This window comes from Enterobacter cloacae complex sp. EB5, from assembly GCF_031432835.1.
Classification (GTDB): domain Bacteria; phylum Pseudomonadota; class Gammaproteobacteria; order Enterobacterales; family Enterobacteriaceae; genus Enterobacter; species Enterobacter hormaechei_C.
Genome location: NZ_CP133860.1, coordinates 1,795,407 through 1,816,845, shown reverse-complemented (window position 1 = coordinate 1,816,845; position 21,439 = coordinate 1,795,407). Strand labels below are relative to the sequence as shown.

Below are 21,439 nucleotides of genomic sequence, written 5' to 3'. Positions count from 1 at the left end.
AACCTTTGAAGTATGAGTCGGGGAATATCCCGAACGCTAATCTCTTTATCATATCATCACAATGCTCAGGCTTCAGCCATTCACCGATATGCAGCAGGGGTACGCGTGATTTATGCTGCAAAAACGAGAAGAGATACTGCGTCATCTCGTCATGAACTATTGGTTTGGGTAATATGTGCCAAAATTTGCCGAGTCTGGAGAATTGCAATGCGTGGTGATTTTTACAAACAGTTAAACAGCGACCTCGACACCGCACGTGCGGAAGGGTTGTTCAAAGAAGAGCGTATTATCACGTCTGCCCAGCAGGCGGACATCACCGTTGCCGACGGTAGCCATGTGATCAACTTTTGTGCGAACAACTACTTAGGTCTTGCGAATCACCCTGAGCTGATTGCCGCTGCAAAAAACGGCATGGATACCCACGGTTTCGGCATGGCCTCCGTACGCTTCATCTGCGGTACGCAGGACAGCCACAAACAGCTTGAGCAAAAGCTGGCGAGCTTCCTCGGAATGGAAGACGCGATTCTGTACTCCTCCTGCTTCGACGCCAACGGCGGTCTGTTTGAGACCCTGCTCGGCGCAGAAGACGCGATTATCTCCGACGCCCTGAACCACGCTTCCATCATCGATGGCGTACGCCTGTGCAAAGCGAAGCGTTTCCGCTACGCCAACAACGACATGGTTGAGCTGGAAGCGCGCCTGAAAGAGGCCCGTGAAGCGGGGGCTCGCCACGTGCTGATCGCCACCGACGGCGTGTTCTCCATGGACGGTGTGATCGCCAACCTGAAGGGCGTGTGCGATCTGGCGGATAAATACGACGCGCTGGTGATGGTGGATGACTCTCACGCGGTCGGTTTTGTCGGCGAAAACGGTCGTGGCTCCCACGAATACTGCGACGTAATGGGCCGCGTGGATATCATCACCGGTACGCTGGGCAAAGCGCTCGGCGGCGCGTCTGGCGGCTACACCGCCGCGCGTAAAGAGGTGGTCGAGTGGCTGCGCCAGCGCTCCCGCCCGTATCTGTTCTCCAACTCCCTGGCGCCGGCGATTGTGGCTGCCTCCATTAAAGTGCTGGAGATGGTGGAATCCGGAGCTGAGCTGCGCGACCGCCTGTGGGCTAACGCCCGCCTGTTCCGTGAAAAAATGAGCGCCGCAGGGTTCACCCTGGCTGGCGCTGACCACGCGATCATTCCGGTGATGCTGGGCGACGCGGTTGTCGCGCAGCAATTTGCTCGTGAGCTTCAGAAAGAAGGGATTTACGTGACCGGGTTCTTCTTCCCGGTGGTACCAAAAGGTCAGGCGCGTATCCGCACCCAGATGTCTGCGGCGCACTCGCCTGAACAAATTGAACGTGCGGTGGAAGCCTTTACCCGCATCGGCAAACAGCTGGGCGTAATTGCCTGAGGACGTGTGATGAAAGCGTTATCCAAACTGAAAGCGGAAGAAGGGATTTGGATGACCGACGTGCCGGAGCCGGAAGTCGGTCATAACGATCTGCTGATCAAAATTCGTAAAACCGCCATCTGCGGTACTGACGTTCACATCTACAACTGGGACCAGTGGTCACAGAAAACTATTCCGGTACCGATGGTTGTCGGTCACGAATATGTCGGCGAAGTGGTCGGCATCGGCCAGGAAGTAAAAGGCTTCAAGATTGGCGATCGCGTCTCCGGTGAAGGCCATATTACCTGCGGTCACTGCCGTAACTGTCGCGGTGGGCGTACCCACCTGTGCCGCAACACCGTCGGCGTGGGTGTAAACCGTCCGGGCTGCTTCGCGGAATACCTGGTGATCCCGGCGTTTAACGCGTTCAAAATCCCGGACAATATCTCTGACGATCTGGCCTCCATCTTCGACCCGTTCGGCAACGCGGTACACACGGCGCTCTCCTTCGACCTGGTGGGTGAAGACGTGCTGGTTTCCGGCGCGGGCCCCATCGGCATTATGGCGGCAGCCGTGGCGAAGCACGTGGGTGCGCGTAATGTAGTGATCACCGACGTGAACGAATACCGCCTGTCGCTGGCGCGCAAAATGGGCGTCACCCGCGCGGTGGATGTCTCGAAAGAGAGCCTGACCGACGTGATGGAAGAGCTGGGCATGACCGAAGGCTTTGACGTGGGTCTGGAGATGTCCGGCGCGCCACCGGCGTTCCGCACCATGCTCGACACCATGAACCACGGTGGGCGTATCGCGATGCTGGGTATTCCGCCGTCAGATATGTCCATTGACTGGAACAAAGTCATCTTCAAGGGGCTGTTCATTAAGGGCATCTATGGCCGCGAGATGTTTGAGACCTGGTACAAGATGGCCGCGCTGATCCAGTCTGGTCTGGACCTGTCCCCGATTATCACTCACCGTTTCTCCATCGATGAGTTCCAGCAGGGCTTTGACGCGATGCGTTCGGGCCAGTCAGGGAAAGTGATCCTGAGCTGGGATAAGTAATTAAAAAGGGGCCAGCGGCCCCTTTTTTACTGATTCTTTTTCTCTTCGTCCGTCAGGTAACGCACCTTGCGGGTGTAATCCTGGCCTTTGAACAGCAGTTTGTTATCCGGCGATTCCAGATACTTCTGCCATTCGGAAAGCGGGAAACCACCGTGCGCGCCAATCACCTCTTTCGGTACAACGGCTTCCTGACCGCCGATCTTCTTGGAGACCGGCCAGTTCATCCAGTCGCCCAGGTTAACCGTTTTAACATCCAGCATGTCCAGCAGCGCAGCGAGCGGCAGCTGATCGGTCGGCGGCTGCGTATCGTCCATCAGCTCCCAGGTATCCTGGAACAGCGTCAGCCACAGCGGGCAGATACGGCGCCAGGTCTTTTTGGTGGCGGCAAGAAACGCGCCGTTAACGTGATCGACCAGATACGGACGCACCGTTTCTTTGTAATACGCTGGCACTTTCTCCGCTGGCGCACCGTCCAACTTGGCAATCATTTTGCCCTGACGGAAGCTGGAGTAGATGTGCATATCCGCCATCTTGATCTCTGGCATTTTAAGCAGGTTGAGATCGGAGTCGATCATCAGCACACCTTCACCGCGCGCCTGCAACGGAGCGTTAAGCTTCACCAGACGACTGAGGTAGATCTGCTTATAGCGGTAACCTTCTTCACGTTTTGGAAGCGTGAGGGTAACAACGCGGGTTTTTGGCGGCAGTTCGCCGAAAGCGGATTCAGGCTGATCGCTGACGATAACAATCTCGCTGACGTCGGTGGCATAACGCTCTGCAAAGGTCGCTGACAATAACGCCTCTTCGACGAAATCCGCGCCCGTACACGGGATCACAATGGAATCCACCGCAACGAGATCGCGCGTGACCGGAAGGGAAGCGTAAGGAATGTTATGACGCCCGGTAATGTGGCGGTAGCGAGCATTCAGGAATTTAAACATGTTCTTCTCGTTTGGTTATTGCGCGCCAAGAACGGCCTCGACACCGTTAACATAGCTTTCAATGGCATACATGTTGCAGACATTCTGGTGTGCGGCAGCGGCGAGCCGGGCGCGCAGAGCAGGATCCTGCCAGATATTATCCAGATGTTGAGCAAGTTGCGACACGTCGCTCCAGGGGAACAGCAGGCCGGTTGACTCATGATCGATCAATTCTGCCGTGCCGGTCACTTTTGAACCAATCACGGGAATATTCAGCAGCATCGCTTCCAGCACGACGCGCGGCAGGCCTTCGCTCTTCGAGGCAAGAATAAACGCGTCAAAGGTAGCAAGGTAGTCAAAAGGCGTGTTCTGGAAACCGGTAAAAATGACGTGTTCAGCAATACCTGACGCATCAGCCTGTGCCGCCAGTGCGCCGCGCTCAGCCCCTTCACCGACCAGCACCATCTTCCATTTTGCCTGCGGGTGCCTCTGGCTGAACTGTGCCAGCGCCTCCAGCGTATGGTGGTTGGCTTTGCGAGGGATTAGCGAGCCAATGCTGCCGAACACAAACGTGTCGTCATCAATGTTCAGGCGCTGGCGCATCGCGCGTCGGTCGGGCAAAGGCTGGTGGATGTCGATGGCGTTGTTGACCGTGGTACACAGCTCGGGCCGGACGCCATGCTGAAGTAGCACGCGTTCAACGCCGTGCGAGACGGCGATAATTTTTGTGGCATGGGTATTCACCAGCTTCACCAGCGGCGGGGTCAGCACCGGTTCAATCCGGCAGTGCTGGATTATCCGCGCATGCAGGTTTGCGCCCGCCAGATACCCTTCTTCGTTAGAGCCTGGCTGGTTGTTCATATACAGCGTATCGAAACCACCTTCTCTAAAAATAGTCTCGATTTTGCTGACGTTGGGGCGAATGCGCCACAGGGTATCAATATGCCGCGTAAATGCTTTGCGCGCTGAACGCGAGAAAAACAGCAGACCACGTCCCGCTTCTTTCAGGAGTTTTGCCCATGCCGGTTGCTTACGTTGGGGGATAACCAGTAGCGGGATCCCAATGGTATTGAGCACCTGGCCTATCGTTTCACCTTCAGCACGACTATAATCACTGTAAAAACAACAAGTAATGTCGAATTTATCGCGGTTGATTCGCTTCAGAAGCTCAAGCATACTGTTGGTACCTCCCCCCCATTCTTTGCCCGTGTCCAGGAGGAGGATTTTACGTTTTTGCGGCATGTCTGAATCCGTATGCTACCCTTCATCTGACCGCATTATAGAGAATTTGTTGAAATAAAATAGATTTTTTGTATTTCTTTGTCTTTTTATAAGAAAACATTTTAAACACGCTTATTTTAAAAGTGTGATTTAAGACTTTAATCGCCTCTTCTCAATTAGATACTATTAGCGCAAAAATTTATGTTGTTATTGAGAGAGTGAGAATATGTTTAAAATAACGGTCTGCTTATTAACGTTTAACTCCGAAAGAACGTTGCACGATGTTATTCCTCCTCTTTTAAAAATAGCGGATGAATTCGTTGTAGTTGATTCCGGAAGTACAGACTCAACGATATATATTTGCCAGAGTTATGGATTGTCGCCCGTATTCAAAAAATATAGCTGGCACGGCGAGCAGATGAACCATGCCGTATCCCATGCGCACAACGACTGGGTGCTGTGCATGGACAGCGACGAAATACTCGATCAAGAAACCGTTGATGCTATTTTAAAATTAAAAATGGGCGATGAACCCGAACCGGATATGGCGTGGCGGATATGTCGTCACTGGTTTGTTCTGGGAGAAAATGTCCGAACGATTTATCCCGTCTCATCACCGGATTATCCGGTGCGTCTTTTTAACCGTACGCAGTCGCGATTTAATAACCGGCCCGTAGACGATCAGGTTGAAGGTTTTCTCCGCTCTGAACGTATTCCTGGTTATGTCAGACATGATACGTTTCATTCGCTGCATGAACTTTTTAATAAATTAAATGGATATACCACTCGCCTGGTTCAATATCAGACGATACGTCCCTCTCTTGGTCGCGGAGCGATCAGCGCTATCGGCGCATTTTTCAAATGGTATCTGTTTAGCGGTGCCTGGCGTCAGGGAAAAGTGGGTGTGGTGACAGGGTTTTATGCCACGGCGTACAGTTTTTTGAAATATTTCAAGGCCTGGTATCAGGATCGGGAAAAGAAAGAGTCCGTTGCAAAAGAGCAGTCGGACTCTTACATAGCAGAATAGGCGTTATCCGATCAGGCTTTTTTCCCCCAACCCTGCCACTGTTGCTGGACGTATTTAACCAGCGTACTGCTGCTGATGCTTTCGCCAATCACCGTGAAGAAGCGGGTAGCATAGACCGGTTCAGGCGGCTTTTTCAGCGTGCAGTTCTTCACGCCGCGGAATGGATTGCGCGGCTGCGTTGCGGGTGGTTGCGCGCTACCCGGACGAGAAGTATCCACCTGAGGTTCATTGAGCAGATCGCTCGGACGCACCAGCGTGATATCGGCGGGTAAGTCCGGCAACATTTGCTGCAAAACGCGAACGGTAGACGGATGCGGATGCCCAATGGCAATCGCCGAACCGTTACGGCGCGCCAGCTGTACCGCGCGGTTGAACTGCACGCGGATATCCGCTTCGTTCTGGGAGTCGTCCAGGAATACTTTGCGCTTGATGACTTTCACGCCCGTCCCCTGAGCGGCACGCATCGCCTGGCTGTTGCCGATGGTCATGCTGTCGAGGAAATAGAGATTGTAACGTTCCAGCGCCTGCATCACTTTCAGCATACCGTACAGGCTGGAGGTCATCGCGCTGCCCATATGGTTATTCAGACCCACGGCATACGGCACTTTATTGTACGCATCGCGGATGATGCGATCGATCTCGTCGCTGCTCATGTCCGGGCGCAGGGTATCTTTTTCCAGCGGTTGCTTGCTGAGGGGGGCCATCGGCAGATGGATGAGGACCTGATGGCCGCCATTGTGAGCTTTGGTCGCCATTTCATGCGCGTGAGGCGCATTAGGCAGGACGGCGACAGAGATGGCAGGCGGCATCGCCAGCACCTGATTTTCATAGTGTGGTCGGTAACCGAAGTCATCAATCACAATCGCGAGTTTGCCTGCATAAACCGGTGCAGCCAGCGCCAGTGCGCTGACTACGGAAACAACAATTCGACGAAATTGAAGCAAAACCTATCTTCCCAACCACGGCTGTGGATTGACCGCCTGACCCTGACGACGAATTTCGAAATAGAGTGACGGGCGGCCCTGACCGCCACTGCTGCCCACAAGGGCAATGGGTTGACCCGCGCGCACCTGAGTGCCAACGCTGACCAGCGCGCTCTGGTTGTAGCCGTAAAGACTCATATCGCCTTTACCGTGTTCAACCACCACCACGAGCCCGTAACCCTGTAGCCAGTCGGCCAGGATCACGCGGCCATCGGCGATGGCTTTCACTTCGCTACCTTCAGACGCACCGATAACGATCCCCTTCCAACGTAGCTCACCCTGCAACTGTTCGCCATAGCGATGCAGGATCGTACCGCGAACGGGCCAGTAAGCCTGACCACGCGGGGAGCCGAGGCCGCCGGTACGCGACATCAGGGAACGTTCATTTTCAGTCGGTTTGTAGGTGGTGCCTTTCCGGGAGGCTTCCTGCTGCTTATTACGCACCGCCTGCGCTTCGCGCGCTTCTTTTTCGGCGCGCGCCTTGGCCGCGGCTTCTGCCCGGGCAATGCTGTTACGCAGTCTGGATTCGTTGGCGCGCATTTCGCTCAGCTGGCTTTGTCCTGCCTGGATAGAGGACTCCAGCCCGGCGAGCGTCTTCTTACGCTCATTGCGCGCCTGCTCAAGCTTCTCCTGCTGCGCCTGCTGATCGTAGAGCAGCGTTTGCTGCTGGCTCTGCTTCTCTTCCAGCTCGGCTTTTTGCGTGGTGACTTCTTCGCGCGTCTGTTTCAGCTGCGCAATGGTCTCCTGACGCGCCTGGTTTAGATAGCCGAAATAGGCCTGTAAACGCTGACCACGCTGGCTCTCTTCACCGCTGAGGATCAGCTGAAGGCCTGTGTGCTCACCCTGACGGAAAGCGGCATCAAGCTGTGCAGCAAGGTTCCGCTCCTGGGCATCGCGCTGACGCTCCAGTTTCGCAATCGACGCGTTCATTTCATCGATTTGCTTATTGAGCTGGGCAAGGGTGTTTTGTGTTTCACGCAGCTTACGCGCGGCGGCGGAAATGGCCTCTTCCTGCTTTTTAAGCTGGGCGAGCAGGGTGGCGCGCTGCTGTTGCTGCTGACGTACCGCACGCTCTTTGGCGGCGATATCGGCCTGAATGGATTTAAGCTGATCGCGGTCATCCGCGTGGGCGGATGCGGCGCACAGCAATACGCCAGCGCTGAGTGCGCTGGCGCAAAGCAGAGGTCTGACTGATAACCGAAGCGGCTTCACGACCCATGTGATTGAAAAAATCGCCTTTCCCCTCATGGGGAGCGATTATTCCACGATGAACAGCGGCTTGCCAGTCATCTCTTCAGGGATTTCCATACCCATCAGCGACAACATGGTTGGCGCGATGTCAGAAAGCTTGCCGCCTTCCACTGCTTTCACTGATTTATCACCCACATAAATCAGTGGAACAGGCAGGTTGGTATGGGCGGTATGCGCCTGACCGGTTGCCGGGTCACGCATCTGTTCTGCGTTACCGTGGTCAGCGGTGATCAGCAGCTGGCCGCCCACGGATTCAACCGCTTTCGCAACCTGCTCAACGCAGTGGTCCAGCGCTTCAACCGCTTTAACGGCTGCTTCCATCACGCCGGTGTGGCCCACCATGTCGCCATTCGGATAGTTACAGATGATGGTGTCGTATTTACCGCTTTCGATCGCGGCCACCAGTTTTCCGGTCAGCTCCGCAGAGCTCATTTCTGGCTGGAGATCGTAAGTGGCGACTTTCGGCGAGTTAATCAGGATGCGGTCTTCGCCTTTAAACGGCTCTTCTACACCGCCGTTAAAGAAGAAGGTCACGTGCGCATACTTCTCCGTTTCGGAGATGCGCAGCTGCGTTTTGTCGTTTTTCGCCATCCACTCACCGAAGGTATTTTCCAGGGAAGCGGGTGGATACGCGCATGGGGCTTTGATATCCGCTGCATACTCGGTCAACTGGATGAAATCGATCTTCGCCACTTTCTTACGGGCGAAACCGTCGAAATCGCTGTTGACGAAGGCGCGGGTGATTTCGCGCGCGCGGTCAGCACGGAAGTTCATGAAGATCAGCGCATCGCCATCTTCCATGGCGGCATCGGCCTGGCCTTCAGCGCGGATCACGGTTGCCTTCACAAATTCGTCGTTTTCATCACGCGCGTAAGCCGCTTCCAGGCCTTCAACGGCGGTCGGGAACTGGAACTCGCCTTTTGCCAGGGTCAGCAGATCATAGGCTTGCTCAACGCGGTCCCAGCGGTTGTCGCGGTCCATGGCATAGTAACGGCCAATGATGGACGCCACGCGGCCTTTGCCCAGTGCGGCAAATTTATCTTCAAACGCTTCAAGAGAACCTTTTGCGCTGCGTGGCGGCGTATCGCGACCATCTAGGAAAGCGTGCAGATAGATTTTTTCCGCACCGCGCTCAGCGGCCAGTTCTACCATCGCCATGATGTGATCTTCGTGGCTGTGAACGCCGCCCGCAGAGAGCAGACCCATAATGTGAACGGCCTTGCCTGCGGCAACGGCTTTATCAACCGCTCCGGTGAGCGTTGGGTTGGCAAAGAATGTACGTTCTTTGATTTCAACGTCCAGGCGCGTCAGGTCCTGATAAACGATACGGCCCGCACCCAGGTTAACGTGACCCACTTCTGAGTTGCCCATCTGACGATCCGGCAGACCCACTTCCAGGCCAGACGCATCAATCAGGGTGTGGGGACGTTTTGCCCATAGCGCATCCATAACCGGGGTTTTGGCGTTGAAAATGGCGTTATCCTGTTGATCTTCACGGTAGCCATAGCCATCCAGAATCACCAGTACCATAGGTTTTTTAGAAACCGACATTGCGACAACCTCATGCTCAAGAGACAAAAAATTTGCGTAATTTTACTACAGCTGAATCGATAAAATAGCCGCAGAAGATCAAAGAAAGCGCGGGGGCAAGGCTGTTCTCAGGCCATTTTGAGGCTTTTTTTACGTGGCATGCCGCAGAAAATAGATTAGCTTTATGTCGCTGGCTGTATTTGCCACAGCGCACAGGTATACTCCTGTCCTGGTTTTTTTAATCACTTAGTCGGGAGTTGTTACCCCCCATGCAAGAAATTATGCAATTCGTTAGCCGCCACCCGGTTCTGAGCATCGCGTGGATTGGCCTGCTGGTCGCTGTACTGTTCACCACATTTAAGGGACTGACGTCTAAAATTAAGGTGATCACCCGCGGTGAAGCGACACGTCTGATCAACAAAGAGGACGCCGTGGTTGTCGATCTGCGTCAGCGCGACGATTTCCGCAAGGGCCATATTGCAGGTGCTATCAACCTGCTGCCAGCGGAAATTAAAGCGAACAACATTGGTGAGCTGGAGAAGCATAAAGCCCAGCCGATTATCGTTGTTGACGGCACAGGCATGCAGGCGCAGGAATCTGCCAACGCACTGCATAAAGCAGGCTTTGAAAACGTAACGGTGCTGAAAGAAGGCATCTCCGGCTGGAGCGGGGAAAATCTTCCTTTAGTGCGCGGTAAATAAGGAGTTAAGTGATGGCCAATATTGAGATCTACACCAAAGCAACGTGCCCGTTCTGCCACCGAGCGAAAGCGCTGCTGTCCAGCAAAGGCGTAACGTTCAAGGAACTGCCGATCGATGGTGACGCGATTAAACGCGAAGAGATGATCCAACGCAGTGGTCGCACAACGGTTCCACAGATTTTTATTGATGCGCAGCACATTGGCGGCTGTGATGACTTGTATGCGCTCGACGCCCGTGGTGGACTCGATCCGCTGCTGAGCTAGAGACTTTAGGACAATTAAAAAGGGTTTTTCCATGTCAGAACAAAATAACACCGAGATGACTTTCCAGATCCAGCGCATCTACACCAAGGATGTCTCTTTCGAAGCGCCAAATGCGCCGCACGTTTTCCAGAAAGACTGGCAGCCAGAGGTTAAACTTGATCTGGATACCGCATCCACCCAGCTGGCGGATGATGTGTATGAAGTCGTACTGCGTGTCACCGTGACCGCCTCTCTGGGCGAAGAGACTGCATTCCTGTGCGAAGTTCAGCAGGGCGGTATCTTCTCCATCGGCGGCATCGAAGGCAACCAGATGGCACATTGCCTGGGTGCATACTGCCCGAACATCCTGTTCCCGTATGCGCGTGAATGCATCACCAGCCTGGTTTCTCGCGGTACATTCCCGCAACTGAACCTTGCGCCAGTAAACTTTGATGCGCTGTTCATGAACTATCTACAGCAGCAGGCTGGCGAAGGTGCCGAACAACATCAGGATGCCTGATGAGCACTGTTAATGCGTCAATGACTGTGATCGGTGCCGGCTCTTACGGCACCGCTCTTGCCATCACGCTGGCAAGAAATGGTCACGACGTGGTCCTGTGGGGCCACGATCCAAAACATATCGCGACGTTGCAACACGACCGCTGCAACGTGGCGTTTCTCCCGGACGTTCCGTTCCCTGACTCTCTGTATCTGGAAAGCGACCTCGCGACCGCGCTGGCGGCCAGCCGCAATATTTTGATTGTGGTGCCAAGCCACGTGTTTGGCGAAGTCCTGCGTCAGATTAAGCCGCTGATGCGTGCGGATGCGCGTATTGTATGGGCGACGAAGGGGCTGGAAGCGGAAACCGGACGTCTGTTGCAGGACGTTGCCCGCGAAGCGCTGGGAACAGCGATCCCGCTGGCGGTGATCTCCGGGCCGACGTTTTCCAAAGAGCTGGCTGCGGGCTTGCCGACGGCGATTTCGCTGGCGTCCACCGACCAGGCATTTTCCGACGATCTTCAGCAACTGCTGCACTGCGGCAAAAGCTTCCGCGTGTACAGCAATCCCGATTTTATCGGCGTGCAGCTGGGCGGCGCGGTGAAGAACGTCATTGCCATCGGGGCCGGGATGTCTGACGGCATCGGTTTCGGCGCGAATGCGCGTACTGCGCTGATCACCCGTGGCCTGACCGAAATGTCCCGCCTGGGCGAAGCGCTGGGTGCCGATCCGGCCACCTTTATGGGGATGGCAGGGCTGGGCGACCTGGTGCTGACCTGCACCGACAACCAGTCGCGTAACCGCCGCTTTGGCATGATGCTCGGACAGGGCAGCGATGTAAAAAGCGCGCAGGAGAAGATTGGTCAGGTGGTTGAAGGCTATCGCAATACCAAAGAAGTTCGCGAATTGGCGCACCGTTTCGGTGTCGAAATGCCAATAACCGAGGAAATTTATCAGGTATTGTATTGCGGAAAAAATGCGCGCGAGGCAGCATTGACCTTATTAGGTCGTGCGCGCAAGGACGAGCGCAGCAGCAATTAGCCGGGAAGTATCGTCACCTGAATGACCCAGCCAGCGCAGAAGTGGCTGGTCATTAACTATCGTCTGGAGCAAGCAATGCCGTGTGAAGAACTGGATATCGTCTGGAATAATATTAAAGCCGAAGCCCGAGCGTTGGCCGACTGTGAGCCCATGCTGGCCAGTTTCTATCACGCGACGCTACTCAAGCACGAAAATCTCGGCAGCGCCCTGAGCTATATGCTCGCCAATAAACTGGCTTCCCCTATCATGCCTGCTATTGCGATTCGCGAGGTGGTGGAAGAGGCCTACGCCGCAGATCCGGAAATGATTGCTTCTGCCGCCTGCGACATTCAGGCCGTGCGCACGCGTGACCCGGCGGTGGATAAATACTCCACGCCGCTACTGTATCTCAAAGGCTTTCATGCCTTACAGGCGTACCGCATCGGCCACTGGTTATGGAATGAGGGACGCCGCGCGCTGGCCATCTTCCTGCAAAACCAGGTGTCCGTGACCTTCCAGGTCGATATTCACCCGGCGGCGAAAATTGGCCGCGGGATCATGCTCGATCACGCCACCGGCATTGTTGTCGGGGAAACGGCGGTGATCGAAGATGACGTGTCGATCCTGCAATCCGTTACGCTGGGCGGTACCGGTAAAACCAGCGGCGATCGCCATCCGAAAATTCGTGAAGGGGTGATGATTGGCGCAGGCGCTAAAATCCTCGGCAATATTGAAGTCGGACGCGGCGCGAAGATTGGCGCGGGGTCGGTTGTGCTTCAGCCCGTACCGCCGCATACCACCGCCGCTGGCGTCCCGGCGCGCATCGTCGGTAAGCCAGACAGCGATAAGCCGTCGATGGATATGGATCAGCACTTCAACGGTATTCACCACACCTTCGAATACGGCGACGGCATCTGAACCCCGGAACAGCCAAATAAAAAAGCCCGGTGAGTCAATGCACCGGGCTTTTGATTAGTTGCGGTATAACACTTTGATAATGTGATAGCCGAACTGCGTATGCAGTGGGCCGGTTGGCTCCAGCACCGGGCAGGAGAAGACCACTTTATCAAACGCCGGAACCATCTGGCCCTGGCGGAACTCGCCTAAGTCACCACCGCGTTTGCCTGACGGGCAAATCGAGTGTTTCTTCGCCAGTTTGCCGAAGTCGGCGCCGTTTTTAATCTGTTCGAGCAGATCCTGTGCCAGTTTCTCTTCTTTAACAAGGATATGCAGTGCTGCTGCTGTTTTTGCCATGATCGTGCCTTGAGTCGACTAGTTTACGATCGGTATACTACCACGCGTTTTTCCTCCTCTCCCGACTTTCATTGAGTGATCATTTATGCGTTTAAACCCCGGACAACAACAAGCTGTCGAATTCGTCACCGGACCCTGCCTGGTGCTGGCGGGAGCGGGATCCGGTAAAACACGCGTGATCACCAACAAAATCGCCCACTTAATTCGGGATTGTGGATACCAGGCGCGCCATATCGCGGCGGTCACCTTTACCAACAAAGCGGCGCGTGAGATGAAAGAGCGCGTCGGCCAGACGCTGGGCCGTAAAGAGGCGCGCGGGCTGATGATCTCTACCTTCCACACGCTGGGTCTGGATATCATCAAGCGCGAATACGCGGCGCTGGGCATGAAGTCCAACTTTTCTCTCTTTGATGACACCGACCAGGTGGCGCTGCTTAAAGAGCTGACGGAAGGGCTGATCGAAGATGACAAAGTGCTGTTGCAACAGCTGATCTCGACGATCTCGAACTGGAAAAACGATCTGATGACGCCGGCCCAGGCAGCGGCAAGCGCTAAAGGCGAGCGCGACCGCATCTTTGCCCACTGCTACGGTCTGTACGACGCGCACATGAAAGCCTGCAACGTCCTGGATTTCGACGATCTGATCCTGCTGCCGACGCTGCTGCTTCAGCGGAATGAAGAGGTACGCGAGCGCTGGCAGAATAAAATTCGTTACCTGCTGGTGGATGAATACCAGGATACCAACACCAGCCAGTACGAGCTGGTGAAGCTGCTGGTAGGGCTGCGTGCACGCTTTACCGTCGTAGGCGATGACGATCAGTCGATTTACTCCTGGCGTGGCGCACGTCCGCAAAACCTGGTGCTGCTGAGCAAAGACTTCCCGGCGTTGCAGGTGATTAAACTGGAGCAGAACTACCGTTCCTCCGGGCGTATCCTGAAGGCGGCGAACATCCTCATTGCCAATAACCCGCACGTCTTTGAGAAGCGCCTGTTCTCCGAACTGGGTTACGGTACAGAGCTGAAAGTGCTCAGCGCCAACAACGAAGAGCACGAAGCGGAGCGCGTAACGGGCGAGCTGATTGCCCATCACTTCGTCAACAAAACGGAATACAAGGATTACGCGATCCTCTATCGCGGAAACCACCAGTCGCGCGTCTTTGAAAAGATGCTGATGCAGAACCGCATTCCCTACAAAATCTCCGGCGGTACGTCGTTCTTTTCGCGTCCGGAAATCAAGGATCTGCTGGCCTATCTGCGCGTGCTGACCAACCCGGATGACGACAGCGCTTTCCTGCGCATCGTGAATACGCCGAAACGTGAGATTGGCTCTGCGACGCTGCAAAAGCTGGGTGAATGGGCGATGACCCGCAACAAAAGCCTGTTCACCGCCAGCTTCGATATGGGGCTGAGCCAGACCCTGACTGGGCGCGGTTATGACGCCTTAACCCGCTTTACCCACTGGCTGGGTGAGGTGCAGCGTCTGGCTGAGCGCGAGCCGGTGGCAGCTGTGCGCGATCTGATCCACGGCATTGATTACGAATCCTGGTTGTATGAAACCTCCGCCAGCCCGAAAGCAGCCGAGATGCGCATGAAAAACGTTAACCAGCTCTTCAGCTGGATGACCGAAATGCTTGAAGGATCTGAGATTGACGAGCCCATGACCCTGACGCAGGTGGTCACCCGCTTCACGCTGCGCGATATGATGGAGCGCGGCGAAAGCGAAGAAGAGGCCGATCAGGTTCAGCTGATGACGTTACATGCCTCGAAAGGGCTGGAGTTCCCGTATGTCTATCTGGTGGGGATGGAAGAGGGCCTATTGCCGCACCAGAGCAGCATTGATGAAGATAACGTCGACGAAGAGCGCCGTCTGGCCTATGTGGGGATCACCCGTGCGCAGAAAGAGCTGACGTTTACGCTGTGCAAAGAGCGCCGTCAGTATGGTGAGCTGGTGCGCCCGGAGCCGAGCCGTTTTCTGCTTGAGTTGCCTCAGGACGATCTTATCTGGGAGCAGGAGCGTAAAGTCATTACCGCTGAAGAGCGTATGCACAAAGGGCAGGCAAACGTGGCAAACATTCGCGCAATGCTGGCAAAAGCCAAAGAGAAGGGATAACTATTTGCAGGCCGGGAAAGGCAAAGCCGCCACCCGGCACGCTTCAAAGGGTCACTTCACATCAAGCGCCCAGTGCACATAGCTCTGCCACTGGTACTCCTGCTCAATCAGTTCCGCCCCAAGCGGATGATCCTCAAGCCAGTTTTCCGGCAGCGTCAGCGTCAGTTTCTCATCGTCTGCCGCCAGCGTAATGGCTGGCAGCAAATCATCACGACGCCGGCTGGCAAACAGGATCGCCAGCCTAAGCAGACGGCACAGATGCTCCGCCACGCGCGGCGGCACAGCGTTCTGCTGGTGAAGGGAAGAGAGATCGACGGCGTTAGTCTGATTTAGCAGCAGGGTAGCCAGCAGCTTCTTCTGGGCGGGCGTATAGCCCGGCAAATCGAGATTACGCACCAGCCAGGCCGCGTGCAGCGGTGCCTGCTTGTACTCCACGCTGAGACCAATTTCATGTAGCGCACAGGCGCTTAGCAACAGATCGCGGCTTAACGGTTCAATATCCCAGCTTTTTTTCACCTGATCGGCAAACTGTGACGCCAGTTGACTCACTCTCTGTGCCTGGTCGGTATCCACAATAAAGCGGCGCTGAACGTTACGCAGCGTACGGCTACGGATGTCCTGATCGACCGACTGGTGCAGCATTCCGTAGACCAGACCTTCGCGCAACGCACCGCCTGCCAGAGTCATACACTGGATATTCAGTTCAGTAAAAATGGCGATCAGAATGGCGAGCCCACTGGGGAAAACCAGCGCGCGTTCGAGCGTCAGCCCTTCTATTTCAAGCTCTTCCAGACGACCACACTGGATGGCGCGCTGTTTAAGCTGCTGGAGTTTGGCAAGCGTGATCCGCTCGTCCATTCCCTGTGCCATCATGATTTCCTGCAACGCCTGAACGGTCCCGGACGCGCCGACACACACTTTCCAGCCGTGATAGCGCAGTTCGTCCATGACCGGGCGCAGGACCGCGCGCGCCGCGTTTTCCGCCTCGTCAAAATTCTCTTTGGCAAGGTTTCGATCGGTAAAGTAGCGTTCCAGCCAGGTCACACAGCCCATCGACAGGCTGAAGAGCGACGTCGCCTGCGCGCCTGTACCCGTGACCAGTTCGGTACTGGCACCACCGATATCGACCACCAGACGGCGATCGTCGCCGCCGGTCGTGTGCGCCACACCCTGATAAATCAGACGCGCTTCTTCTTCACCGCTGATGACCTGCACCGGACAGCCCAGAATTTCCTGTGCTCTGGCAATGAAATCGCCAGCGTTAACCGCCAGACGAAGGGTCGCCGTGGCAACAACGCGAATTTGACTGAGCGGGATATCCTGCAAACGTTCTGCAAACAGACGCAGACACTGCCAGCCACGTTCCATGGCTTCCGGGGAGAGGTGATTGTCGCTGCTCAGGCCCGCCGCGAGGCGGACCTTGCGCTTAATGCGCGTCAGCGTTTGTATGCTTCCCGCCACCTCGCGCACAACCAGCATATGAAAACTATTCGAACCGAGATCAATTGCCGCATAAAGCGAGGTGGAGCTGAGCATATTTTCTTAACCTGAACGACGACGATTACGCGGTGCACCGCCGGAACGACGCGGACCATTGCCGGAGCGTGGACGGGTAAGGCGCTTAGGTGGCGGCAGCTCGCTCAACAGCGCGTCCGGATTGTATTTGCTCTGTGGAATAGAGTGACCGATGTAGGTCTCAATGGCCGGAAGATTCAGCGCATACTCTTCACACGCAAGGCTGATGGAGTGACCGCTTGCGCCGGCACGACCGGTACGACCGATACGGTGTACGTAGTCTTCACAGTCATCTGGCAGGTCATAGTTAAAGACGTGCGTCACGGCTGGAATGTGCAGGCCACGGGCCGCCACGTCGGTCGCGACCAGAATATCAAGGTCGCCACGAGTAAATTCGTCGAGAATGCGCAGGCGTTTTTTCTGCGCCACGTCGCCGGTCAGCAGGCCCACACGGTGACCATCTGCCGCCAGGTGACCCCAGATATCTTCACAGCGGTGTTTGGTGTTCGCGAAGATAATCGCGCGATCCGGCCACTCTTCTTCGATCAGGGTTTGCAGCAGGCGCATTTTCTCTTCATTAGAAGGATAGAAAAGCTCTTCTTTAATGCGGTGCCCGGTTTTCTGCTCCGGTTCTACTTCCACATATTCCGCATTGTTCATCTGCTCGAATGCGAGTTCACGTACGCGGTATGACAAGGTTGCGGAGAACAGCATGTTCAGACGCTGGTTTGCCGCAGGCATACGGCGGAACAGCCAGCGGATGTCTTTAATGAAGCCCAGATCGTACATGCGGTCTGCTTCATCCAGCACCACGACCTGGATTGCGCCGAGGTTGATATGGTTCTGTTTGGCGTAGTCGATAAGACGGCCGGTGGTCCCAATCAGGATATCGACGCCGCTTTCCAGCACTTTCAGCTGTTTATCGTAGCCGTCGCCACCATAGGCCAGGCCAAGTTTCAGGCCGGTGGCTTGCGCCAGGGGCTCAGCGTCTGCGTGGATCTGTACCGCCAGTTCTCGCGTCGGGGCCATAATTAGCGCGCGCGGCTGGTTAACTTTGCGGTCTGCAATCGCCGGGTGAGAAAGTAAATAATGAAACGTTGACGTTAAAAACGCCATCGTTTTGCCAGTACCGGTTTGCGCCTGCCCTGCAACGTCGCGACCGGCCAGCGTCAGCGGCAGGGCGAGAGCCTGAATGGGCGTGCAGTTATGAAACCCTTTAGTTTCAAGGGCTTCGATCACCTTTGGGTGCAGGGCGAAGTCGGAAAACTTCTGTTCTGTTAAATGTGTTTTGCTCATAGTGTGGTAGAATATCAGCTTACTATTGCTTTACGAAAGCGTATCCGGTGAAATAAAGTCAACCTTTAGTTGGTTAATGCGACATCAACACGTCGTTGGTGGAGACAAAACCAACGTACCAGGCTTATTCCTGTGGAGTTATATATGAGCGATAAAATTATTCACCTGACTGACGACAGTTTTGACACGGACGTACTTAAAGCTGACGGGCTGATCCTCGTTGATTTCTGGGCTGAATGGTGTGGTCCTTGCAAAATGATCGCTCCGATTCTGGATGAAATCGCTGACGAATATCAGGGCAAACTGACCGTTGCCAAGCTGAACATCGACCAGAACCCGGGCACCGCGCCAAAATACGGTATCCGTGGCATCCCGACCCTGCTGCTGTTCAAGAACGGTGACGTGGCGGCGACTAAAGTGGGCGCACTGTCCAAAGGTCAACTGAAAGAGTTCCTGGACGCTAACCTGGCGTAAGGTTTCTCAGCTGAGCGTCCAGAGCGCCTAATTAACGGCGAGATCTGGACGCCCGGCTTTAGTCGTGCTAAGTTAGCTATGACTACGTTTTAAACATATCTTGTTGTTTGAATCTTGTTTTACCCGATACTTCCCGTTGTTAACTTAAACAGTGCGTGAAGTTGCTAGATTCCGGGCTTGTCACTCAATCCGTCTTGTCGTTTCAGTTCTGCGTTCTTTCCCTGTGACCAGACAGCGAACAGACATGAGGTGATGGCCGCTAAACAGGCATGGATGACCCTGCCATACCATTCACAACATTAAGTTCGAGAATCACCCCGAGTTTAAGAACCCACACCATTATGAATCTTACCGAATTAAAGAATACGCCGGTTTCTGAGCTGATCACTCTCGGCGAAAATATGGGACTGGAAAACCAGGCTCGTATGCGCAAGCAGGACATCATTTTCGCCATCCTGAAGCAGCACGCTAAGAGTGGCGAAGATATCTTTGGCGACGGTGTGCTGGAGATACTGCAAGACGGATTTGGTTTCCTCCGCTCCGCAGACAGCTCCTACCTCGCCGGCCCTGACGACATCTACGTATCCCCTAGCCAAATCCGCCGTTTCAACCTCCGCACTGGTGACACCATTTCAGGTAAGATTCGTCCTCCAAAAGAGGGTGAACGCTACTTTGCGCTGTTGAAGGTTAACGAAGTTAACTACGACAAACCGGAAAACTCCCGCAATAAGATCCTGTTCGAGAACTTAACGCCGCTGCACGCGAACTCTCGCCTGCGCATGGAGCGTGGTAACGGGTCTACTGAAGACTTAACTGCGCGTGTGCTGGATCTGGCATCGCCAATTGGTCGTGGCCAGCGTGGTCTGATTGTGGCGCCGCCAAAAGCCGGTAAAACCATGCTGCTGCAAAACATCGCGCAGAGCATTGCTTACAACCATCCAGACTGTGTGCTGATGGTGCTGCTGATTGACGAACGTCCGGAAGAAGTGACCGAGATGCAGCGTCTGGTGAAAGGGGAAGTGGTTGCGTCTACCTTCGACGAGCCTGCTTCTCGCCACGTTCAGGTTGCGGAAATGGTTATCGAGAAGGCGAAACGCCTGGTTGAGCACAAGAAAGACGTGATCATCCTGCTCGACTCCATCACCCGTCTGGCGCGTGCCTACAACACCGTGGTGCCTGCTTCCGGTAAAGTACTGACCGGTGGTGTGGATGCCAACGCCCTGCATCGTCCGAAGCGTTTCTTCGGTGCTGCGCGTAACGTGGAAGAGGGCGGTAGCCTGACCATTATCGCGACGGCGCTGATCGATACCGGCTCCAAAATGGACGAAGTTATCTACGAAGAGTTTAAAGGTACAGGCAACATGGAACTGCACCTTTCTCGTAAAATCGCAGAAAAACGCGTCTTCCCGGCGATCGACTACAACCGTTCCGGTACCCGTAAAGAAGAGCTGCTTACCACTCAGGAAGAGCTTCAGAAAATGTGGATCCTGCGGAAAATCATCCATCCAATGGGCGAAATCGACGCAATGGAATTCCTCATTAACAAACTGGCGATGACCAAAACGAACGACGATTTCTTCGACATGATGAAACGCTCGTAACGCAAATAATCCCAGTAAACGCCACGTTTTTACGTGGCGTTTTTTATTTATGGACTATACGCTATTACCACACACTCCCAATTTTGACCTGTCGGTGCGACAATAAGAAGGTTTGCACAGTCAAAGAAATAATTGATTGAAAAACATACAAAGGGAGTTGTGAGAAGCCATCTTTAATCCTTCTGAGGCAGAGGCTTCATGGTTATACTTCCGGGACTAACATTTGTTGAGAGCAATCCATTGTGAATCTACTCACTGCAGTAACTGAGCTGATCAGTATTTTTTTATTCACAACCTGTTTTTTGTTCATTGCGCGCAAGGTAGCAAAAAGAATTGGGTTAGTGGACAAACCGAACTTCCGTAAACGTCATCAGGGGCTTATTCCGCTGGTGGGCGGCATTTCGGTATACGCAGGCATCTGTTTCACATTCGGGATCGCGGATTACTATATCCCCCATGCCGCACTCTACCTGGCATGTGCCGGTGTGCTGGTACTGGTCGGCGCCCTTGATGATCGTTTTGATATCAGCGTGAAGTTCCGCGCGACGGTACAGGCGGCCATTGGCATCATTATGATGGTGGTAGGCGGCCTCTATCTCAGAAGCCTGGGCTACGTGTTTGGTCCCTGGGAGCTGGTGCTTGGGCCATTCGGCTTCTTCCTGACGCTGTTTGCCGTGTGGGCGGCTATCAACGCCTTTAACATGGTTGACGGTATAGACGGTCTGCTCGGTGGGCTGTCCTCTGTTTCGTTTGGCGCTATCGGCATCATTTTATGGTTTGACGGCCAGTACAGCCTGTCAATGTGGTGCTTTGCCATGATTGCCGCCATCCTGCCTTACATCTGCCTGAACCTGGGCGTATTAGGGCGTCGCTATAAAGTCTTTATGGGCGATGCGGGCAGTACCCTGATTGGCTTTACGGTTATCTGGGTCCTGCTGGAAACCACGCAGGGTAAAACGCACCCTATCAGCCCGGTAACGGCTCTCTGGATTATCGCCATCCCGCTGATGGACATGGTCGCTATTATGTACCGCCGTCTGCGTAAAGGGATGAGCCCGTTTTCTCCCGATCGGCAGCATATTCATCATCTGATTATGCGCGCCGGCTTCACGTCTCGTCAGGCATTTGTGTTGATTACGCTTGCGGCTGCTATTCTGGCTGCGATTGGCGTTGCCGCGGAATACGCACATTTCATTCCTGAATGGGTAATGTTGGTATTATTCTTGCTAGCATTTTTCATGTACGGTTACTGCATCAAGCGTGCATGGAAAGTCGCGCGTTTTATTAAACGTTTAAAACGCAGGATGCGTCGGAACAGTGGCAAAAACACAACATTAACTAAGTAAAACCGGGA

Annotated in this window: 20 protein-coding genes; 12 read left to right on the top strand and 8 right to left on the bottom strand. The window is 54.5% G+C overall.

Annotated features, from left to right (window positions below):
• Positions 1-207: 207 nt before the first annotated feature.
• Both kbl and tdh read left to right on the top strand, forming a co-directional pair.
• Positions 208-1,404 carry a glycine C-acetyltransferase gene (kbl, locus tag RHN82_RS08670; protein WP_047050380.1) on the top strand — a complete coding sequence of 399 codons (1,197 nt, stop codon included), beginning with the start codon at positions 208-210 and terminating at the stop codon, positions 1,402-1,404.
• 9 nt (positions 1,405-1,413) lie between these two features.
• On the top strand, positions 1,414-2,442 hold the full coding sequence (tdh, locus tag RHN82_RS08665; protein ID WP_042717745.1) for an L-threonine 3-dehydrogenase: 1,029 nt from the start codon (positions 1,414-1,416) through the stop codon (positions 2,440-2,442).
• Between the two features lie 26 nt (positions 2,443-2,468).
• Here tdh and RHN82_RS08660 read toward each other — a convergent pair whose 3' ends face one another.
• Positions 2,469-3,383, bottom strand: a complete 915-nt coding sequence (locus RHN82_RS08660; protein WP_047050381.1) for a hypothetical protein — start codon at positions 3,381-3,383, stop codon at positions 2,469-2,471.
• A gap of 15 nt (positions 3,384-3,398) precedes the next feature.
• Entirely contained in the window at positions 3,399-4,604 is a 1,206-nt protein-coding gene (locus RHN82_RS08655; protein WP_047050382.1) for a glycosyltransferase, read from the bottom strand.
• Positions 4,605-4,809: 205 nt separating this feature from the next.
• Here RHN82_RS08655 and RHN82_RS08650 point away from each other — a divergent pair, with 205 nt between their 5' ends.
• A complete protein-coding gene (locus tag RHN82_RS08650) occupies positions 4,810-5,610 on the top strand; it encodes a glycosyltransferase family 2 protein (protein ID WP_047050384.1) in 801 nt (266 codons plus the stop codon).
• A gap of 11 nt (positions 5,611-5,621) precedes the next feature.
• Here RHN82_RS08650 and RHN82_RS08645 read toward each other — a convergent pair whose 3' ends face one another.
• Genes RHN82_RS08645 through gpmM form a run of 3 tightly spaced genes read right to left on the bottom strand, consistent with a single transcriptional unit; the run spans position 5,622 to position 9,395 of the window.
• Positions 5,622-6,554, bottom strand: coding sequence for a divergent polysaccharide deacetylase family protein (locus tag RHN82_RS08645; protein WP_047050386.1), 933 nt, complete (start codon positions 6,552-6,554; stop codon positions 5,622-5,624).
• A gap of 3 nt (positions 6,555-6,557) precedes the next feature.
• Positions 6,558-7,817 (bottom strand): murein hydrolase activator EnvC, encoded by a 1,260-nt coding sequence (envC, locus tag RHN82_RS08640; protein WP_026094345.1) that lies wholly within the window; start codon positions 7,815-7,817, stop codon positions 6,558-6,560.
• A 33-nt stretch (positions 7,818-7,850) separates the two neighbouring features.
• A complete protein-coding gene (gpmM, locus tag RHN82_RS08635) occupies positions 7,851-9,395 on the bottom strand; it encodes a 2,3-bisphosphoglycerate-independent phosphoglycerate mutase (protein ID WP_047050387.1) in 1,545 nt (514 codons plus the stop codon).
• Positions 9,396-9,643: 248 nt separating this feature from the next.
• On the opposite strand from gpmM, the gene RHN82_RS08630 reads away from it, so the two are divergent.
• The 5 genes from RHN82_RS08630 (at position 9,644) to cysE (ending at position 12,753) form a co-directional block, all read left to right on the top strand.
• Positions 9,644-10,075, top strand: coding sequence for a rhodanese-like domain-containing protein (locus tag RHN82_RS08630; RefSeq protein ID WP_003860840.1), 432 nt, complete (start codon positions 9,644-9,646; stop codon positions 10,073-10,075).
• An 11-nt stretch (positions 10,076-10,086) separates the two neighbouring features.
• Positions 10,087-10,338, top strand: coding sequence for a glutaredoxin 3 (grxC, locus tag RHN82_RS08625; protein ID WP_003860837.1), 252 nt, complete (start codon positions 10,087-10,089; stop codon positions 10,336-10,338).
• Between the two features lie 31 nt (positions 10,339-10,369).
• Positions 10,370-10,837: a protein-export chaperone SecB gene (gene secB, locus RHN82_RS08620; RefSeq protein WP_003860835.1), complete on the top strand. Its 468-nt coding sequence runs from the start codon at positions 10,370-10,372 to the stop codon at positions 10,835-10,837.
• Positions 10,837-11,856: an NAD(P)H-dependent glycerol-3-phosphate dehydrogenase gene (gene gpsA / locus RHN82_RS08615; RefSeq protein WP_047050390.1), complete on the top strand. Its 1,020-nt coding sequence runs from the start codon at positions 10,837-10,839 to the stop codon at positions 11,854-11,856. The genes secB and gpsA overlap by 1 nt, the downstream gene beginning before the upstream one ends.
• A gap of 75 nt (positions 11,857-11,931) precedes the next feature.
• Positions 11,932-12,753, top strand: coding sequence for a serine O-acetyltransferase (cysE, locus tag RHN82_RS08610; protein ID WP_022646641.1), 822 nt, complete (start codon positions 11,932-11,934; stop codon positions 12,751-12,753).
• A gap of 54 nt (positions 12,754-12,807) precedes the next feature.
• Here cysE and ppiC read toward each other — a convergent pair whose 3' ends face one another.
• Positions 12,808-13,089, bottom strand: a complete 282-nt coding sequence (gene ppiC / locus RHN82_RS08605; RefSeq protein ID WP_006812396.1) for a peptidylprolyl isomerase PpiC — start codon at positions 13,087-13,089, stop codon at positions 12,808-12,810.
• Between the two features lie 85 nt (positions 13,090-13,174).
• On the opposite strand from ppiC, the gene rep reads away from it, so the two are divergent.
• Entirely contained in the window at positions 13,175-15,199 is a 2,025-nt protein-coding gene (rep, locus tag RHN82_RS08600; RefSeq protein ID WP_047050391.1) for a DNA helicase Rep, read from the top strand.
• A 51-nt stretch (positions 15,200-15,250) separates the two neighbouring features.
• On the opposite strand, the gene gppA is transcribed toward rep, so the two are convergent.
• Entirely contained in the window at positions 15,251-16,735 is a 1,485-nt protein-coding gene (gene gppA, locus RHN82_RS08595) for a guanosine-5'-triphosphate,3'-diphosphate diphosphatase (protein WP_003860828.1), read from the bottom strand.
• Positions 16,736-16,741: 6 nt separating this feature from the next.
• Positions 16,742-18,010: an ATP-dependent RNA helicase RhlB gene (gene rhlB, locus RHN82_RS08590; protein WP_006812393.1), complete on the bottom strand. Its 1,269-nt coding sequence runs from the start codon at positions 18,008-18,010 to the stop codon at positions 16,742-16,744.
• Between the two features lie 144 nt (positions 18,011-18,154).
• On the opposite strand from rhlB, the gene trxA reads away from it, so the two are divergent.
• The 3 genes from trxA (at position 18,155) to wecA (ending at position 21,431) form a co-directional block, all read left to right on the top strand.
• Positions 18,155-18,484: a thioredoxin TrxA gene (trxA, locus tag RHN82_RS08585; protein WP_006812392.1), complete on the top strand. Its 330-nt coding sequence runs from the start codon at positions 18,155-18,157 to the stop codon at positions 18,482-18,484.
• A 341-nt stretch (positions 18,485-18,825) separates the two neighbouring features.
• Complete coding sequence (gene rho, locus RHN82_RS08580) at positions 18,826-20,085, top strand: transcription termination factor Rho (RefSeq protein WP_001054528.1); 1,260 nt, start codon at positions 18,826-18,828, stop codon at positions 20,083-20,085.
• 242 nt (positions 20,086-20,327) lie between these two features.
• Positions 20,328-21,431: a UDP-N-acetylglucosamine--undecaprenyl-phosphate N-acetylglucosaminephosphotransferase gene (gene wecA, locus RHN82_RS08575; RefSeq protein WP_001050933.1), complete on the top strand. Its 1,104-nt coding sequence runs from the start codon at positions 20,328-20,330 to the stop codon at positions 21,429-21,431.
• The last annotated feature ends 8 nt before the right edge of the window (positions 21,432-21,439 follow it).

Bases quoted from the DNA above. Each gene is read 5' to 3' on its own strand.
- rep (WP_047050391.1), top strand. From the start codon at position 13,175: ATGCGTTTAAACCCCGGACAACAACAAGCTGTCGAATTCGTCACCGGA.
- gppA (WP_003860828.1), bottom strand. From the start codon at position 16,735: ATGCTCAGCTCCACCTCGCTTTATGCGGCAATTGATCTCGGTTCGAAT.
- ppiC (WP_006812396.1), bottom strand. From the start codon at position 13,089: ATGGCAAAAACAGCAGCAGCACTGCATATCCTTGTTAAAGAAGAGAAA.
- grxC (WP_003860837.1), top strand. From the start codon at position 10,087: ATGGCCAATATTGAGATCTACACCAAAGCAACGTGCCCGTTCTGCCAC.
- RHN82_RS08655 (WP_047050382.1), bottom strand. From the start codon at position 4,604: ATGCCGCAAAAACGTAAAATCCTCCTCCTGGACACGGGCAAAGAATGG.
- trxA (WP_006812392.1), top strand. From the start codon at position 18,155: ATGAGCGATAAAATTATTCACCTGACTGACGACAGTTTTGACACGGAC.
- RHN82_RS08660 (WP_047050381.1), bottom strand. From the start codon at position 3,383: ATGTTTAAATTCCTGAATGCTCGCTACCGCCACATTACCGGGCGTCAT.
- secB (WP_003860835.1), top strand. From the start codon at position 10,370: ATGTCAGAACAAAATAACACCGAGATGACTTTCCAGATCCAGCGCATC.
- rho (WP_001054528.1), top strand. From the start codon at position 18,826: ATGAATCTTACCGAATTAAAGAATACGCCGGTTTCTGAGCTGATCACT.
- kbl (WP_047050380.1), top strand. From the start codon at position 208: ATGCGTGGTGATTTTTACAAACAGTTAAACAGCGACCTCGACACCGCA.
- RHN82_RS08650 (WP_047050384.1), top strand. From the start codon at position 4,810: ATGTTTAAAATAACGGTCTGCTTATTAACGTTTAACTCCGAAAGAACG.
- rhlB (WP_006812393.1), bottom strand. From the start codon at position 18,010: ATGAGCAAAACACATTTAACAGAACAGAAGTTTTCCGACTTCGCCCTG.
- RHN82_RS08630 (WP_003860840.1), top strand. From the start codon at position 9,644: ATGCAAGAAATTATGCAATTCGTTAGCCGCCACCCGGTTCTGAGCATC.
- cysE (WP_022646641.1), top strand. From the start codon at position 11,932: ATGCCGTGTGAAGAACTGGATATCGTCTGGAATAATATTAAAGCCGAA.
- gpmM (WP_047050387.1), bottom strand. From the start codon at position 9,395: ATGTCGGTTTCTAAAAAACCTATGGTACTGGTGATTCTGGATGGCTAT.
- gpsA (WP_047050390.1), top strand. From the start codon at position 10,837: ATGAGCACTGTTAATGCGTCAATGACTGTGATCGGTGCCGGCTCTTAC.
- tdh (WP_042717745.1), top strand. From the start codon at position 1,414: ATGAAAGCGTTATCCAAACTGAAAGCGGAAGAAGGGATTTGGATGACC.